Raw genomic sequence first — 15168 nt, 5'->3', positions numbered from 1 at the left:
CGTGCGTCCGGGCGGGAGGGCTGCGGCGGGCGCCGCTCAGATCTGATCGAGCGGCTTCGGGCCTGCGGCGAGCTCCGCCTCGACGTCCATCTCACGCTGGCCCTGCCGACGGTCGCGACGCCGGTCGCCCCACAGACACAGGACGATGGCCACGCCGAAGAGGACGACGAGCGGGATCGCCATGTAGAACATGGAGATGGCGTCCGCACCGGGGGCGGCGATCGCGGCGATCAGCATGATCACGAAGACGGTGATGCGCCAGTGGTGGACGATCGTGCGGCCCGGCAGGATGCCGAGCATGTTCAGTCCCACCAGCAGCACCGGCAGGACCATGGCCACGCCGAACGCGAGGTAGAGACGCGTGACGAAGCTGATGTACACCGACGCCGTCGGGAGGTTCGCGCCGCCCTCGGGAGTGAAGCCCACGAAGAACTGGACGGCCTGCGGCATCACGAGCCACCCCAGCGCGATACCGAACACGAACAGGGGCACGGCCGCGGCGATGAAGCCCAGGGCGTACTTCTTCTCGGTCTTCTTCAGTCCCGGCACGATGAATGCCCAGATCTGGTAGAGCCAGACCGGGCTGGACAAGATGAGCCCGATGAACATGCTGACCTTGAGCATGAGGTCGAACGGCGAGGCCACCGTGTCATAGGCGACGGCCGCCGTGTGTCCCTGGCTGGCGATCTCCTTGACCGGGCGGAACAGCTCCGCCATGACCGGCTGGTAGACGAGGAAGCCGATCACCATGCCGACCGCGACGGCGAGCGCCGACTTCAGCAGTCGGTTGCGCAGCTCCGTGAGGTGCTCGCGCAGCGGCATCTCGCCGGTGGGGTTGTCCCGCCGCTTCCGGCGGCGCCGGGTGCGGCGGGCGACCTCGTCGACCTCGGTCATCGGGTGGGGGTCCTTCCGGCTCAGCGCGGGTCGCGCGGGTCGGTCTCGTCACGCTCGACGACGCGGCCCTCGACCGGCTCGTCCGCGGCGGTGGAGCCGGCGCCGGAGCGCTCGTCCGTGGTGCCCTTGCCCTCGGTGCGCATCTGCTTCACCTCGGAGGAGAAGATGCGCATCGACTGGCCGAGGTTGCGGGCCATCGCGGGCAGCTTCGGCGCCGCGAAGAGCAGGATCGCGAGCAGGATGATGATGACGAGCTGCCAGCCCTGGAGTCCAGCCATGATGAAGGGTCCTTTCGATGGGGTTCCGGGGTCCAGGCTACCGCGCCGGCAGGGCCGCGAGGGCATCGCCCAGCGCGTCCGCCACGGACGTCCGGAGGTCGGCGGGGGCCAGCACCTCGACGGCGCCGCCGTGGCGTCCGACCAGCGCGGCCGCCACGGCGGCGTCGGTCAGATGCACCCGGGTGAGCCGGTCGCCGTCGGGCAGGTCGGCCTGGGCGTCCGGGCGGTAGCCGGCGGCCGCGTCGCGGACGGGATGGGCCCAGCGCAGCAGCACCGGCACCCCCGCAGTGTCGTCGGGATGGACCCGCCAGCGCGCGGGCCGAGCCCGGGGCGCGAACGTCTCCCCCGTGGGTGCGGGCGCGCTGATCCGGTCCACCCGGAACACCCGGTGGTCCTCGGCGCGACGGCACCACGCCTGCAGGTAGAGGCGCGCCCCGTCCTGCACGAGGGCCAGCGGCTCCACGTCCCGCTCGGTGAGGGCATCGGCATGCACGGAGCGGTAGGTCAGATGGACGACGGCCCGCTCCGCCACGGCGGCCAGCAGGGTGCGCACCGTCGCGGGGTCCACGGCCACGTCCCAGTGGGCGGCGACGGCGACCGGGGGCTCGCCGGCGGTGTGCGCCTCGGCCTCCCGGAGGGCGGCGTCGTCCGCGTCGTCCGCATCCGGGGCCCCCGCGTCCAGGACCGCGGCGCGGATCCGGCGCTGGGCGGAGCGAGCGGCCTCGCGGTCGGCCTCGTCCAGCACCGGCAGGTCCGCGACCGTCTGCAGGGCGGCGACGAGGCTGTGCGCCTCGGGGCGCGTCAGCCGCACGGGACCGGCCAGGTCGGCGGCGCGCTCCACGTGGACGCGGCCACCGACCTCCGCCACCTCGAACTGGAAGCCGGGGAAGTCCCGCTCGGGCATGCCGCAGTAGCGCAGCGTCTCGAGGTCGGCGTCGAGGCGCTCGTCGGTGATGCCGAGGCGGGCGCGCAGCTCCGCCCGGTCCACCCCACCGGCCCGGTTGGCCAGCCCCACGATGTCCAGCAGGCGGCCCACGAGGTCCTCGCTCGAGTCGCGGGCGCGACGTCGGACGGGCGCGGCGAGCGGGACCTCGAGCAGGGCCGGGTCGGCGGGGCCGGCGTGGGCCTCCGCCGCGGCGGCCAGGCCCGCGCGGACGCGGTCGGTCAGGTCCGGGTGCGCGGCGGAGGGCACGGCCCGGCCCAGCAGGCCGCCGATCTCCGCGGCGAGGCCGTCCTCGCGCGGCCCGGCGGGGGCCTCCCAGAGCTCCCAGTCGGGCCCCGGTGCGGCGCCGTCCTCGACCCGGGGCTCGGCGGGCTCACCGACCGCGCGGACGCCCTGACCCCGGCCGGGCGCGAGCCACACCCGGACCCGCTCGGCGTCGGCCTGCCCGGCCAGGCGCGCCACGAGGCCGGCGTGGTCGTGGTCCTCGGGACGGCCGGGGGCGTCCGTCGCCCGCTCGACGCGGCGCGGCTCCCCCTCCATCCGGGTGAGCCGGAAGCTGCGCTCGGCGCCGCGGTCGAGGTCCCAGCCGGTGAGGTACCAGCGGCCGCGCACGAGGGTGAGGTACCAGGCCCGCACGGTGCGCCGGGTGGCCCGCCCCCGCGCGTCGCGGTAGGGGAAGCGCAGCACGGCCTCGTCGGCCACGGCCTGGGTGAGGGCCTCGAGCCGGGGGTCGGCCCGGGGCATGAGGGTGTGGTACCCGGCCAGCTCGTCATCGCCCGTGAGGTCGGTGGCCGGCTGGAACAGCAGGCCCACGGCGCGGACGACGTCGGCGCGCAGCGGCGAGTCGCCCCACAGGCGCCGCGCCCGCACGAGGGCGCGGCGCTCGTCCACGGTCAGGTCGAGGTCGCGCAGCAGCAGCGCGTCGCGGACGACGCGGTGCCGCACCCCCGCCTCGCCCTCGTCTAAGCCCGCGGGTTCGAGGGTCTCCAGCGGGACCCCCACGGCGCGCAGCACGCGGCGGTCCCGCTGGAAGAGCTTCTCGAAAGCGGTGTCCGTGAGCCCCTCATAGCCGACGACCTGCCGTCGGATCCGGTCACGCTCGAGGCCGTGCGGCGCCGAGAGCAGCAGCCACAGCAGCGAGATGATGCGCTCGGCGGCCTCGTCGCCGGCGCGCCGCGGGGCGGGTGGGGTCACGGGGCCCGGGGTCAGTCGACCGAGACGAGGTCGCAGACGAAGATGAGCGTCTCGTTCGGCCCGATCGCGGAGCCGGCGCCGCGGGCGCCGTAGCCCAGGTGCGGCGGGATCTCGAGGCGGCGGCGGCCGCCGACCTTCATGCCGAGCAGGCCCTGGTCCCAGCCGGCGATGACCTGGCCGACGCCGACGGTCAGGGGCAGCGGGGTGCCGCGGTTCCACGAGGCGTCGAACTCCTCGCCGGTGGACCAGGCCACGCCCACGTAGTGGACCTGCACGCGGGAGCCGGCCTCGACGGCCGGGCCGGAGCCCTCGATCAGGTCCTCCACCACGAGCTCGGTGGGCGGGGTCTCGCCCGGGAAGTCGATCTCGGGCTTGGTGCGGTCGTAGTCGCGCTGTCCGAAGGACACGGTGCTCTCCTCTGGGGTTCTCGTGGACGGGGTCAGTTGGCCGACGGGGTGGCGGACGCCTGGGCGTCCAGGATGTCCACCACGAACAGCAGGGGCTCGTTCTCGCCGATGTCCGGCGGGCTGCCCTGCTCACCGTAGGCCTTCTCGGCCGGGATCGACAGGAGGACGCGCGAGCCCACCTTCTGGCCGGCCAGACCCTCCTTCCAGCCCTCGATGACCCGGTTGAGGGAGAACGTGATCGCCTGGCCCGTCTCCCAGGACGAGTCGAAGACCTCGCCGTCGGACCACGTCACGCCCTCGTACTGCACGGTCACGGTGTCGTCCGCCCCGACCTCGTGGCCCTCGCCCTCGATCAGGGGCTGGACCACCAGCTCCTGGGGCGCCTCGCCGTCGGGCTTCGCGATGCTCGGCCGACCGCTCTGCTCGTCCACGGTGACGTCGGGCAGGCGCTCGTCCCGCTCGGTCACCTCCTCGCCCTCGGCCTGCTTCGGCAGGATGGCGTCGATCTTGTAGACGAACAGCTGGGCGGGCTGCGTCTGGGTGGAGGGGGAGGCGCTCGGCGACGCGCTCTCGGTCTGCGGGACGGAGACGTCGTACTCGGGGCTGTACGCGGCGACGATCGTGCCGGCGCCGCTGCCCACCAGCATCTCGTGGATCTCCGGGTTCATGGACTTGAGCTGGTCGTCCACGGGCACGGCCTCCGGTTCGCCGCTGAAGTTCTCGGCGACCACCTCGCCGCTGGCCGGATCGACGACGGCGATCGACATCTTCAGGACGTCGCCCTCCTGCACCTGCTCCCCCTCGCCGGCGGTCAGCACGCGCGTGGTGGGCTGGTCGGTGTCGATCTCCCCGTCGATCTCGACCGTCGGCGCCCCGCCGTCGCCCTCCGTGAAGGTGACACCCGTCAGGGCGTCCGGCTCCCCCTGGCCCTCGCCGACGGCCGCCCGCTCGGGGGCGGCCGACGTGGAGGCCGACGCGGTGTCGCTGTGGGGCTGGTCCGCGCCGTCGTCGCCGGTGGCGCAGGCGGTGGCCAGCATCAGGCCCGCGGCGCCGAGGGACAGCAGCGGCAGCAGGCGGCGACGGCGGCGGGCCGTCGGGGGCTGGGGGGTCTCGAACGAACTCATGCGGGTCACCCTAACGGCGCGTCCTGGGCGTGCGCTGTCAGGCGATTCGCCCGAACAGCCGGTCGACGGCGGCCGACGACGTGTCGAACGGGTCCTTCGTCACGATCGCGTGCAGCGGATGGTCGGTGAGCTTCAGGGTCGTCCAGTCGACGGCGTAGTCCAGGCCGCGCTCCCGGGCGCGGGCCACGAAGTCCGCGCGCACGCGGGCCCGGGTGGTGGGCGGGGCGGTCTCGACGGCGGACCGGGCGGCGTCCTCGGGCAGCAGGCGGGCGACGGCGCCGCGCCGGAGCAGCAGGCGGAACAGCCCCCGGTCGGGGTCGATGTCGTGGAAGGCCAGGTCCAGCTGGGCGAGGCGGGGCGCGTCCCAGCCCAGGTCGTGGCGCGCCCGGTAGTCCTCCAGCAGGCGCAGCTTGATCGCCCAGTCGATGCGGTCCTCGATGCGGGACCGGTCACCGGTGCGGACGGCGTCGAGCACCTCGCCCCACAGGGTGAGGACCTCCCCCACCCGGTCGTGGTGGGCGCCCTCCGCGGCGACGAAGGTGCGGGCCCGCTCGAGGTAGTGCTCCTGCAGCTCGAGCGCGGAGGCCTCCCCCTCCCGGAGCGCGATGCGGGCCGTGCCGGTGAGGTCGTGGGAGATCTGCCGCACCGCACGGGTGGGGTGGGCGACGACGCGGTCCCCGAGCGGGAAGCCCGCCTCGATCATCCGCAGCAGCAGGTCGGTGGCGCCGAAGCGCAGCAGGTGGGTGTGCTCGGAGAGGTTCGTGTCCCCCACGATCACGTGGAGGCGCCGGTACTCGGAGGCGTCCGCGTGCGGCTCGTCCCGCGTGTTGATGATCGGCCGGGACCGCGTGGTGGAGGAGGACACGCCGTCCTGCACGAAGTCGGCGCGCTGGGAGAACGCGAAGTGGGCCGGGCCCTCGCCCTCGGGCCACGTGCCGGCGGGCACGACGCGGCCCGCGCCCACGAGGATCTGCCGGGAGACGAGGAACGGGACGAGCGCCTCGGTGAGCCGCCGGTACTCGGTGCGCCGGCGCAGCAGGTAGTTCTCGTGGGAGCCGTAGGAACTGCCCGAGGAGTCGGCGTTGTTGCGGTAGAGGTGGATCCGGCCGCCGACCCCGTCCGTGGCCATGCGCTCCTCGGCCTGGACCACGAGGTCGTGCAGCAGCAGGTCCCCCGCCCCGTCCGAGGCGATGAGCTCGTCGAGCGTCGAGCACTCGGCGGTCGCGTACTCGGGGTGGGAGCCGACGTCGAGATAGAGCCGGGAGCCGTTGGCCACGAACACGTTCGAGGACCGCCCCCACTCGACGACGGGCCGGAAGAGGTAGCGGACGACCTCTTCGGGGCTGAGCGCGCGCCCCTCCGGGTTCCAGTGCTGGACGCCGTACTCCGTCTCCAGGCCGAAGATCCGGCGGGCGCGGTCCGCGTCGGTCACTGGCCGCCCTTCTGGACGAAGCCCTTGACGAACTCCTCGGCGTTGGACTCCAGCACCGAGTCGATCTCGTCCAGCAGGCTGTCCAGGCGCTGGTCCTGGGCCGCGGGCTTCACGTGCGCCTGGCCCGCCGCGGCGCCGGTCTCGTCGTCGCCGCCGGACGGGCGTGGGCGGATCTGCTCCTGGGACATGGTGGCCTCCTCGTGCGTCGACGCGGGTCGGTGTGCTCCGTCCGCGTCCACCCATCCTGCCCCACGCGCGGGCCACGTTTCAGCCCCACGCCCCCGGGTTGCCCCGCGCTGGCAGGATGGGGGCATGCGCCTGTGGACCCTTCACCCCCGCCACCTCGACCGTCAGGGCCTGACGGGCGCCTGGCGCGAGGCCCTGCTCGCGCAGGCCGTCCTGGCCGGCCGCACGCGCGGGTATCGGGACCACCCGCAGCTGCTGAGGTTCCGGGAGCACCCGGACCCGTCCGGCGCGATCGGTGCGTTCCTCTCCGGCCTCGAGGCCGAGGCCACGGCGCGCGGCTATCGCTTCGACCACTCCCGGATCGACCGGCCGTGCCCCGCCCCCGACGGCGCGGTGCGCATCCCGCCCGCCGGTCTCGCACCGATCCCGGCCACCACGGGCCAGCGCGACCTGGAGTGGCGTCACCTGTGCGCCAAGCTGGCCGCGCGCAGCCCCGCCTGGCTCGAACGGTGGTCGGACACGCCCGTCCCCGACGTGCACCCGCTGTTCACGATCGTCCCGGGGCCGGTCGCCTCCTGGGAGCGCGCCTGAGGGCGGGCCACGGTCGGGCCCGGTCTGGCACCGTGGGGGCATGATCCGCGACGAGAGCATCGAGAGCTATCTGGGGCGCCTCGCCTCCGGCGAGCCCACCCCCGGCGGCGGCGCGACGGGCGCGCTCGCGGTCGCCGAGGGCGCCGGACTGCTGGCCATGGCGGCCCGGTTCAGCGCGGCCGAGGAGGACGCCCGGGCATCGGAGGGCCTGATCGCGGCGTGCCTCGGCCTCGCCGACGGCGACGAGCGGGGCTTCGGCGCCGTGGCCGAGGCGTTCGGGCTGCCCCGCGACACCCTGGAGGACCGGGCCCGGCGCTCGGCCGCGATCCAGGCCGCCCTGGCCGAGGCCGTCCAGCCGCCCCGCGGGATCGTCGACGTCGCCGAGCGTGCGCTGGACCTGGCCGAGCGTGTGCTGGACGCGGCGAACCCGAACGTGCTCTCCGACGTCGGTGCGGCGCTCGGCTGCGTCCGGGGCGGCCTCACCGCCGCCGCGGTGACCCTCGAGACCAACCTGGGCCCCCTCCGCGACGAGGGCCTGGAGGGCATCGTGCGCACCGACGTCGACCGGGCGGACCGTCTCGTCGCGCGGGCGGACGCCCTGCTGGGCCGCGTGCGCGCGGCCGTCACGGGCTGAGCGCCCGCCCTCGCCTCAGGCCCGCGCGCCGAACAGCGGCGGCAGCGTGGCCACGAGCGCCTCGTCGTCGGGCCGGGGCGCGGCGGCGTCCTCCCACCAGCCGGGCAGGTCCACGGCGGCGCCGACCAGCGGCTCGGCCAGGTGCAGCCGGTGCACCCGCTCCCCCGCCCCGCGCAGCAGCAGCGTCTCCCACGCGGCGCCGGCCACGCGGTCACCGTGGCGGCCCACGAGGTTGCCGCGGGTCCACGCGCGGGTGGCCCGCGGCGGCGTGGCGACGGCGGCACGGATCTCCGCCTCGTCGGCGAGCGTCCGGAGGGCGCCGGCGGCCACGAGGCGGCGGTGCAGGGAGCGGGCCGGGCGCAGGTCGGCGTACTGCAGGTCCACCATCGCGAGGCGGGGGTCGGTCCAGTCCGCGCCCGTGCGGGCCCGCAGGCCCTCGAGGACGCGCAGCTTGGCCGCCCAGTCGGCACGGTCGCTCAGGGACAGCGGATCCGCGGTGGCGTCGTCGAGGTCGATGGCCCAGGCCTCCAGCACCTCGCGCGTCTGCGGATCCGTCACCCCGAAGGCGGCGCAGTGGGCGCGGGCCGCGTCCAGGTAGGACCGCAGGATCTGCAGCCCGGTCCAGTGCCGGCGCACGGGGCCGTCCGCGGTGCGTTCGAGCAGCGGCACCGTGGCCCGCAGGCCCGGGTCGTGGCTGATCGTCTGCAACGCGGCCACCGGGTCGTCCAGGGTGAGCCGGGGCGCGGTCCCGGCCTCGGCCATCGCGAGGACGAGCGCGGTCATGCCCATCCGCAGCCACGTGGCGTGCTGGCTCAGCGTCGCGTCGCCGATGATCACGTGGAGCCGGCGGTAGGCCTCGGGACGGGCGTGCGGCTCATCCCGCGTGTTGACGATCGGCCGGTGGATCGTGGTCTCCAGCCCCACGGGCTCCTCGAAGTAGTCGGCCCGCTGGGACAGCTGGAAGCCCGGCCGCTCCCCCGCCGGGCCGAGTCCCACGCGGCCCGCGCCCACGAGCACCTGCCGTGCCGCGAAGAACGGCAGCAGGACGGCGGTGAGCTCCTCGAAGTCGAGGGACCGGGCCACGAGGTAGTTCTCGTGCGCGCCGTAGGACTGGCCCTTGCCGTCCACGTTGTTCTTGTAGACCAGCACCTCCGGGGCGCCGTCGGCCTGGCCGATGTGCTCGGCCGCCGCCTGGGCGACCAGGTCCCCGGCGGCGTCCCAGACCATGGCATCCCGCGGGGTGGTCGTCTCCGGCGACGAGTACTCCGGGTGGGCGTGGTCCACGTACCAGCGCGCGCCGTTGGCCAGCACGGTGGACAGCAGCAGGTGCACGGGCTCCCCGTCCGGGCCCACGAGCGCCTCGTCGGTCAGCTGCGAGGGATGCGCCGCCGAACGAGGCAGCCGCCAGCCGCGCGCGTCCACGAGCGGCGACTCCCCCGTGTAGTCCCACTCCGTGCCGGCCACCGTCGAGCCGGACCGGGTGACCAGGTCCGCGTACGCGTTCACGAGCTCGACCGAGAGCACGCTGTGGTGCGCCCCCGGGTTGGCCGGCGCGTGGATGCCGAACTCGGTCTCCGTGCCCATCACCCGGTGCACGCCCCAGCCGGCGGCGTCCCGCCCGTTCGGGGGCACGGCCGCGCCGTGGAACAGCCGGCGCTGGCCCTCGAAGGCGGGGGTCGGGCCGACGTCGACGGCGACGGCCCGGGTGAAGCCGTCCGCGGCCCCGCGGCCGAACGCGCTCATGCCCCGACCCCCCGGACCATGCGCAGCGAGCGCAGCCGAGGACCGCGCCAGCCGGAGGTGCGCGCCCACTCGGCGGGCGCGACCGTGGCCAGCAGGTCCGTCTGGTCCTCCAGCACCGCGGCCACGGCCTCGCGCAGGTGGCCCTCGCGGACGCCGAGCGCGGCCGGGGCCTGGCCGGCGGCCAGGTAGTCGCGCACCGCGTGCCGCTTGGCGCGGTCCACGACGTCGGCCACCACGGCGCCCGAGACGAGGTCGGCCAGGTGCAGGGCGTGGGTCGTGCCGGACACGTCCGTCAGCTCCGCCAGCGCGGTGTCCGCGCCGCGGTCGTAGAGGGCGGCGACCGTCCGGGCGATGAGCGTCGCGCGGGCCGCGTCCGCGGAGCCGGCCGCGACGACGTCGTCGGCGTGCAGGGGCACGTCTACGGTGAGGTGCTTGGCCATGATCTCCGCGGCGCCGTCGGCGTCGGGACGGTCCACGCGGATCTTCACGTCCAGTCGGCCGGGGCGGAGCACGGCCGGGTCGATCATGTCCTCGCGGTTGGAGGCGCCGATGACGATCACGTTCTCGAGGGCCTCGACGCCGTCGATCTCGGTGAGCAGCTGCGGGACGATCGTGGTCTCCACGTCCGAGGAGACGCCGGAGCCGCGCGTGCGGAACAGCGACTCCATCTCGTCGAAGAAGATGACCACGGGGAAGCCGGCGTCGGCCTTCTCGCGGGCCCGGTCGAAGATGACGCGGATCTGCCGCTCGGTCTCGCCCACGTACTTGTTCAGCAGCTCGGGTCCCTTGACGTTGAGGAAGAACGAGCGCTCGCCGTCCGCGCTGCGGGCCGAGAGGGCGTTGGCCACGGCCTTGGCGAGCATGGTCTTGCCGGTGCCGGGCGGGCCGTACAGCATGATCCCCTTGGGGGCGCGCAGGCCGTGCTCGCGGTAGACCTCGGGGTGCAGGAACGGGATCTCGACGGCCTCGCGGATCCGGTCGATCTGCGGGCCGAGGCCGCCGATGTCCTCGAACGTGACGTCCGGGACCTCTTCCAGCAGCACCTCGTCCACCTCGGACAGCTCGACCCGCCGCAGCGCCCATTCGACGCGGGCGTCCACGGTGACGGCGTCCCCGTGGCGCAGGTCGACGCCCTCCAGCGCGGGCGCGCGCCGCACCACGCGCTCCTCGTCCGCCGTGCCGGCCAGGACGAGGCCGCCGTCGGGCAGCGCCTCCTTGACGCGCAGCAGCTGACCCGACCCCGTGCCCGGGGCGACGCCGACGATCGAGCTGGACTCGTCCAGCAGCACCTGGGCGCCGGGGGTGAGGCGGGCGGCGTCGAGCAGCGGGGAGACCGTCACGCGCAGCCGCCGGCCGTTCTGCACGACGTCCGCTCCCCCGCGCACCACGGCGCCGGTCTCCACGCCCTCCTCGGGCTCGCGCGGGGCGTGGACGGCCTCGAGGGTGGCGAAGGTGAACGGCGGATGCGTGACGGCGTCCAGGTTCTCCTTGAGCGTCGTGATCTCGGCGCGCGTGGCCTCGAGCAGCTCGACCATGCGCCGGTTGTTGCGGGCGGCCGTCTGCGTCTGGGCCTCGGCCGCCCGACGGCGTTCGCTCAGGCCGGCGGCGTGCCGCTGGGCGGACTGCAGCTGGTGCCGCAGCCGTTCGGCCTCGGCCTGGGATTGCCGCAGCAGCTCCCGCGCCTCGGCGAGGCGCTGCTCGGCGTGCTCCGTGCCTGATTGCGCGTGGTGGTCCACCGGTGCTCCGTCCACTCAGTCCTGCTCCCCGGTCGGGGTCCTCCCACCGTACGCGTCCACGCCCTGCTCGGCGGCGCGTGACCGCGCGGCCATGAGGCGGGCCTCCTTCGCCGCCTTGCGCGCCTTCTTGTCTGTGATCGGCCGTTCGCCGAGGGCCTCGGGCGTCCACCGGGCCTCGTCGGCCGGCTGCCAGGCCTCGACGTCCTCGGCTCTGAACTCGGAGACCTTGGAGCGCTTCTTCAGGCGCAGCGCCTCCTCGCCCGAGGCCAGGCGGCGGGCCGTGAGGAGGAAGCCGGTGTGCGCGACCATGCGGTGGTCGGGGCGCACGGCGAGCCCGTCCAGGTGCCAGCCGCGCACGAGGGTCTCGTTGGCCTCGACCTGCGTGAAGCGGCCCGAGTCCCGGATGGCCTCGGCCACGCGGGAGAGCTGGGTGGCGGTGGCCACGTAGTTCAGCCACACACCGCCGGGGGCCAGGACCTCGGCGACGGCGTCGAGGCATTCCCAGGGGGCCAGCATGTCCAGGACCACCCGGTCCACGGAGCCCGGCTCGTGGACCTTGGGCATCTCCTCCTGCGCGTCGCCGAGGTGCACCGACCAGGCGGGGTGCTCGGCGCCGAAGAAGGCCTCCACATTGGCCCGGGCGACGTCCGCGAACTCCGGGCGGCGCTCGTAGGAGTGCAGGCGACCGTGGTCGCCCACGGCGCGCAGCAGGGACATGGACAGGGCGCCGGAGCCCACGCCGGCCTCGACCACGACGGCGCCCGGGAAGATGTCCGCCTGCTGCACGATCTGCGCCGCGTCCTTCGGGTAGACCACCGTGGCGCTGCGGGGCATGGACAGGACGAAGTCGTTCAGCAGGGGGCGCAGCACCTGGTACGGCTGGCCGGCCGAGTTCTCGACCACGACGCCCTCGAAGCCGCCGATCAGGTCGTCGTGCCGCAGCACGCCCTGGTAGCTGTGGAACTCCCCGCCGGGCAGCAGGGTGATCGTGTTGAGGCGGCCCTTCGCGTCCTTGATCTGCACGCGCTGGCCGGCCCGCAGGGGGCCGCGGCGCGCGCTCACGCCGGTGGGTTCGGTCATGGGGGGCTCCTTCGGTTCAGGGACGCCGCGTCGCGTCGACGGCGGCGAGGATCGTCTCGCGGGGCACCACGGAGCGCACGAGGCCGTGCGCGTCGGTCAGCACCCACACGGGGGTCTGGGGGTCGGCCAGGCGGGCGGCCAGGCCGGGACCGGCGGCGGGGACGTCGTCGCGGACGAGCACGGCCTCCGGGGCCAGCGCGACGGCGACCGCGGCCAGGGCGATGGTCGTGCGGCGCGCCGGGGTCAGGCCCGCCGCGGCCGTGAGGTCCAGCACGCCGCGGGGCCGACCGGCCCCGTCCACGGCCACGACGGCGCGGCGGCCGCCGTCCGCCTGGGCCAGGGCCTCGGCGACGCTGAGGTGCTCGGGCAGGGCGATGGCGGGCGCCTCGACCTGCTCGAGCCGCAGGGTCTCCAGCCGGCGGCTCCAGCGCCCGTGGCGCACGGCGTCGTCCGCGCCCCGCCACAGCGTGAGGGCGACCCAGGCCGCCAGGACGACGACGAACAGGTCCGGCGCGCGGCCTGCGAGGGTCGGGGGGCCGAGCACCGCCGCGAGGACGCCCACCGCGACGACGCGCCCGGCCCAGCCGGCCGCCTCGACGCCACGGGCCCGGGAGCCGGTGGCGGCCCAGACGGCGGACTCGACCATGCGGCCGCCGTCGAGCGGGGTGCCCGGCAGCGCGTTGAACGCGGCCAGGAGGAGGTTGGCCCACACCGTGACCTCGAGCAGCAGGGCGGGGACGGACGGGCCGGCCACGGCGCGGGCCGCCAGGTGGGCGAGGCCCGCGAGCACGAGGTTCGCGGCGGGGCCGGCCATCGCGGTGAGCACCGTGTCCAGCGGTCGGGCGGACGGGCTGCGGAACTGGGTGTGCCCGCCCCACAGGGTGAGCGCGATCTCCTCGGTGCGCTGGCCGAAGGCGCGGCCGGTGAGGGCGTGGGCGGCCTCGTGGACCAGGACGGAGAGCGCCAGGAGCACGGCGTACCCCAGGGCCACCCCGTAGGCGCCGCCGCCGATCGAGGGCAGCGCGCGCTGGATCTGCGGGCCGAACGCGAGGGTGATGGCCGCTGCGATCAGGAGCCAGGACCAGGACAGGCGCACCGGCGCGCCGGCGATCGTGCCCAGCCGGACGGAGGCGGGCCCGCTCATCCGGCCCCGTCCGCCCCGGGCCCGCGCGCGGCGGCGATCCGACGGACCGCGGCGAGGTCGGCCGGCGTGCGGCCGGCAAGCGTCGTCCACTCGACGGTCGCGAGCCCCGCCGGCAGCGGCAGCACGCTGGGCACGCCGACCGTCGGCAGGCCCGCGGCCACGGCCGCGCCGACGCCCACCGGGGAGTCCTCGACCGCCACACAGTCGGCGGCCGTCAGCCCCGGTGTCCGCTCGGCCAGCAGCTGCAGGCCCAGCCGGTACGCCTCCGGGTCGGGCTTGCCCCGGGAGACCATGTCCCCCGAGACGACGACGTCCAGCGTGCCCGCCGGCGCCCGCTCGGCCAGTGCGCGGGCCAGTGGGGCATGGGACATCGTCACGAGGGCGCCCGGCACGCCGGCCTCGGCGAGCGCGACGAGCAGCTCCCGGGCACCCGGCCGCCATGGCACCCCACGGACGACCCCCTGGACGACCTCGTCCATCGTCAGGTCGATGATCCGCTGCACGGGCAGGTCCAGCCCGGCCTCCTGCAGGCGGCGCGCTCCCTCGTCGAGGGGGCGTCCCACGAGGGAGGCGGCCAGGTCATCCGACCAGGTGCCGCCGTGCTCGACCACCAGGCGGCGCTGGACGGCGTTCCACAGGGGCTCCGTGTCCACGAGGGTGCCGTCCATGTCCCACAGGACGGCGCGTGGCAGGCGGCGGGCACGGTCGTCCGGGGCGGGCGCGGGGTGGCGGGGCATGGAGTGCATCCTATCGAGCGCCGCCGCCGGGGTGTGCGGGGCGGGTCGCGGGCCGTGGCCCCGTCGTCGGGCCGTGTCTAGGCTGGCCGCCATGACCGACGCTACCTCCGAGGACCAGCCGGACGACGTCCTGGGCCCGCTGCGGACCCACCTGACGGCGACCGTGGACGAGCTCGAGGCCGGGCGGCGGGCCCCCACGGTCCTGTTGCTGGCCTTCGAGGGGTGGAACGACGCCGGGGAGGCCGCGACCGGGGCCCTGGGCGCGCTGCGGGAGCAGTGGGACGCGGCGGACGCGGGACGGGTGTGCGACGGCGAGTTCTACGACTACCAGGTCACTCGACCCCTGGTCCGGCGCGACGCCGACGGGCTGGGGACGCTGGACTGGCCGGCGGTCACCCTGCACGAGGCGCTCCTGGACCGTGAGGGTCGGCCCGTCGCGGGCGAGGCTGCCCCGCCGGACGGGGTGCGTGTGCTCCTCGCCGTCGGCGTGGAGCCGAACGTGCGGTGGCGCGCGTTCCTCGAGGAGCTGTTCACGGCGGCCGACGCGCGTGACGTGGACGCCGTCGTGACGCTGGGCGCGCTGCTGGCGGACGTGCCCCACACCCGGCCCCTGCGCGCCCGCCCGACCTCGCCGCTCGTGGACGTCCGGGTGGCCGTCGGTGCGGACCGTCCGGTCTACGAGGGGCCCACCGGGATCATCGGCGTCATCGCGGACGAGGCCGCGCGCCGCGGCCTGCCGAGCCTCTCGCTGTGGGGGACGGTGCCCCACTACGTGGCGCAGGCGCCCTCCCCCAAGACGCTGCTCGGGCTGGTCGAGGCGGTCGAGGACCTGCTGCACGTGAGCGTGTCCACGCGCGGGCTCGAGGACGATGCGAGGGCCTGGCAGCGCGGCGTGGACGAGCTGGCCGCCGAGGACCCCGACGTCGCCGCCTACGTCCGGCAGCTCGAGGAGGCCCAGGACACCCAGCAGCTGCCGGAGGCCTCGGGCGAGTCGATCGCGCGGGAGTTCGAGCGCTACCTGCGCGGGCGCGGCGGACGCTGACGC

The 15168-nt window shown here is 75.4% G+C and carries 15 protein-coding genes; 3 read left to right on the top strand and 12 right to left on the bottom strand.

Annotated features, from left to right (window positions below):
* Positions 1–36: 36 nt before the first annotated feature.
* The 7 genes from tatC to ACUW6W_RS04480 are packed head-to-tail and all read right to left on the bottom strand — an operon-like array spanning position 37 to position 6460.
* On the bottom strand, positions 37–894 hold the full coding sequence (gene tatC, locus ACUW6W_RS04510) for a twin-arginine translocase subunit TatC (protein ID WP_135019377.1): 858 nt from the start codon (positions 892–894) through the stop codon (positions 37–39).
* Positions 895–914: 20 nt separating this feature from the next.
* Positions 915–1172: a twin-arginine translocase TatA/TatE family subunit gene (locus ACUW6W_RS04505; RefSeq protein ID WP_002855080.1), complete on the bottom strand. Its 258-nt coding sequence runs from the start codon at positions 1170–1172 to the stop codon at positions 915–917.
* Between the two features lie 37 nt (positions 1173–1209).
* On the bottom strand, positions 1210–3309 hold the full coding sequence (locus tag ACUW6W_RS04500) for a helix-turn-helix transcriptional regulator (RefSeq protein WP_078025540.1): 2100 nt from the start codon (positions 3307–3309) through the stop codon (positions 1210–1212).
* 11 nt (positions 3310–3320) lie between these two features.
* On the bottom strand, positions 3321–3716 hold the full coding sequence (locus ACUW6W_RS04495) for an FKBP-type peptidyl-prolyl cis-trans isomerase (protein WP_010078659.1): 396 nt from the start codon (positions 3714–3716) through the stop codon (positions 3321–3323).
* A gap of 32 nt (positions 3717–3748) precedes the next feature.
* On the bottom strand, positions 3749–4840 hold the full coding sequence (locus ACUW6W_RS04490; protein WP_036336886.1) for an FKBP-type peptidyl-prolyl cis-trans isomerase: 1092 nt from the start codon (positions 4838–4840) through the stop codon (positions 3749–3751).
* A gap of 37 nt (positions 4841–4877) precedes the next feature.
* Positions 4878–6272: a Pup--protein ligase gene (gene pafA / locus ACUW6W_RS04485; RefSeq protein ID WP_036336878.1), complete on the bottom strand. Its 1395-nt coding sequence runs from the start codon at positions 6270–6272 to the stop codon at positions 4878–4880.
* Positions 6269–6460, bottom strand: coding sequence for a ubiquitin-like protein Pup (locus ACUW6W_RS04480; protein ID WP_036336876.1), 192 nt, complete (start codon positions 6458–6460; stop codon positions 6269–6271). Before ACUW6W_RS04480 ends, pafA begins: the two co-directional genes overlap by 4 nt.
* A 124-nt stretch (positions 6461–6584) precedes the next feature.
* On the opposite strand from ACUW6W_RS04480, the gene ACUW6W_RS04475 reads away from it, so the two are divergent.
* Entirely contained in the window at positions 6585–7049 is a 465-nt protein-coding gene (locus ACUW6W_RS04475) for a pyrimidine dimer DNA glycosylase/endonuclease V (RefSeq protein WP_036336875.1), read from the top strand.
* 40 nt (positions 7050–7089) lie between these two features.
* Positions 7090–7683, top strand: coding sequence for a cyclodeaminase/cyclohydrolase family protein (locus tag ACUW6W_RS04470; RefSeq protein ID WP_036336873.1), 594 nt, complete (start codon positions 7090–7092; stop codon positions 7681–7683).
* A gap of 15 nt (positions 7684–7698) precedes the next feature.
* Here ACUW6W_RS04470 and dop read toward each other — a convergent pair whose 3' ends face one another.
* Genes dop through ACUW6W_RS04445 form a run of 5 tightly spaced genes read right to left on the bottom strand, consistent with a single transcriptional unit; the run spans position 7699 to position 14123 of the window.
* Positions 7699–9426 carry a depupylase/deamidase Dop gene (dop, locus tag ACUW6W_RS04465; protein WP_061873144.1) on the bottom strand — a complete coding sequence of 576 codons (1728 nt, stop codon included), beginning with the start codon at positions 9424–9426 and terminating at the stop codon, positions 7699–7701.
* Positions 9423–11177 (bottom strand): proteasome ATPase, encoded by a 1755-nt coding sequence (gene arc, locus ACUW6W_RS04460; protein WP_061867271.1) that lies wholly within the window; start codon positions 11175–11177, stop codon positions 9423–9425. Before arc ends, dop begins: the two co-directional genes overlap by 4 nt.
* Positions 11178–12242, bottom strand: coding sequence for a tRNA (adenine-N1)-methyltransferase (locus tag ACUW6W_RS04455; protein ID WP_095695726.1), 1065 nt, complete (start codon positions 12240–12242; stop codon positions 11178–11180).
* 16 nt (positions 12243–12258) lie between these two features.
* Positions 12259–13386 carry a site-2 protease family protein gene (locus ACUW6W_RS04450; RefSeq protein ID WP_095695725.1) on the bottom strand — a complete coding sequence of 376 codons (1128 nt, stop codon included), beginning with the start codon at positions 13384–13386 and terminating at the stop codon, positions 12259–12261.
* A complete protein-coding gene (locus tag ACUW6W_RS04445) occupies positions 13383–14123 on the bottom strand; it encodes an HAD family hydrolase (RefSeq protein ID WP_095695724.1) in 741 nt (246 codons plus the stop codon). The genes ACUW6W_RS04450 and ACUW6W_RS04445 overlap by 4 nt, the downstream gene beginning before the upstream one ends.
* Positions 14124–14214: 91 nt before the next feature.
* Between ACUW6W_RS04445 and ACUW6W_RS04440 the strand changes: the two genes are divergently transcribed.
* Positions 14215–15165: a proteasome assembly chaperone family protein gene (locus tag ACUW6W_RS04440; protein WP_036315178.1), complete on the top strand. Its 951-nt coding sequence runs from the start codon at positions 14215–14217 to the stop codon at positions 15163–15165.
* Positions 15166–15168 lie beyond the last annotated feature (3 nt).

Source organism: Micrococcus sp. 093350064-1 (genome assembly GCF_053627955.1).
This window is presented reverse-complemented; position numbering and strand designations above follow the sequence as displayed.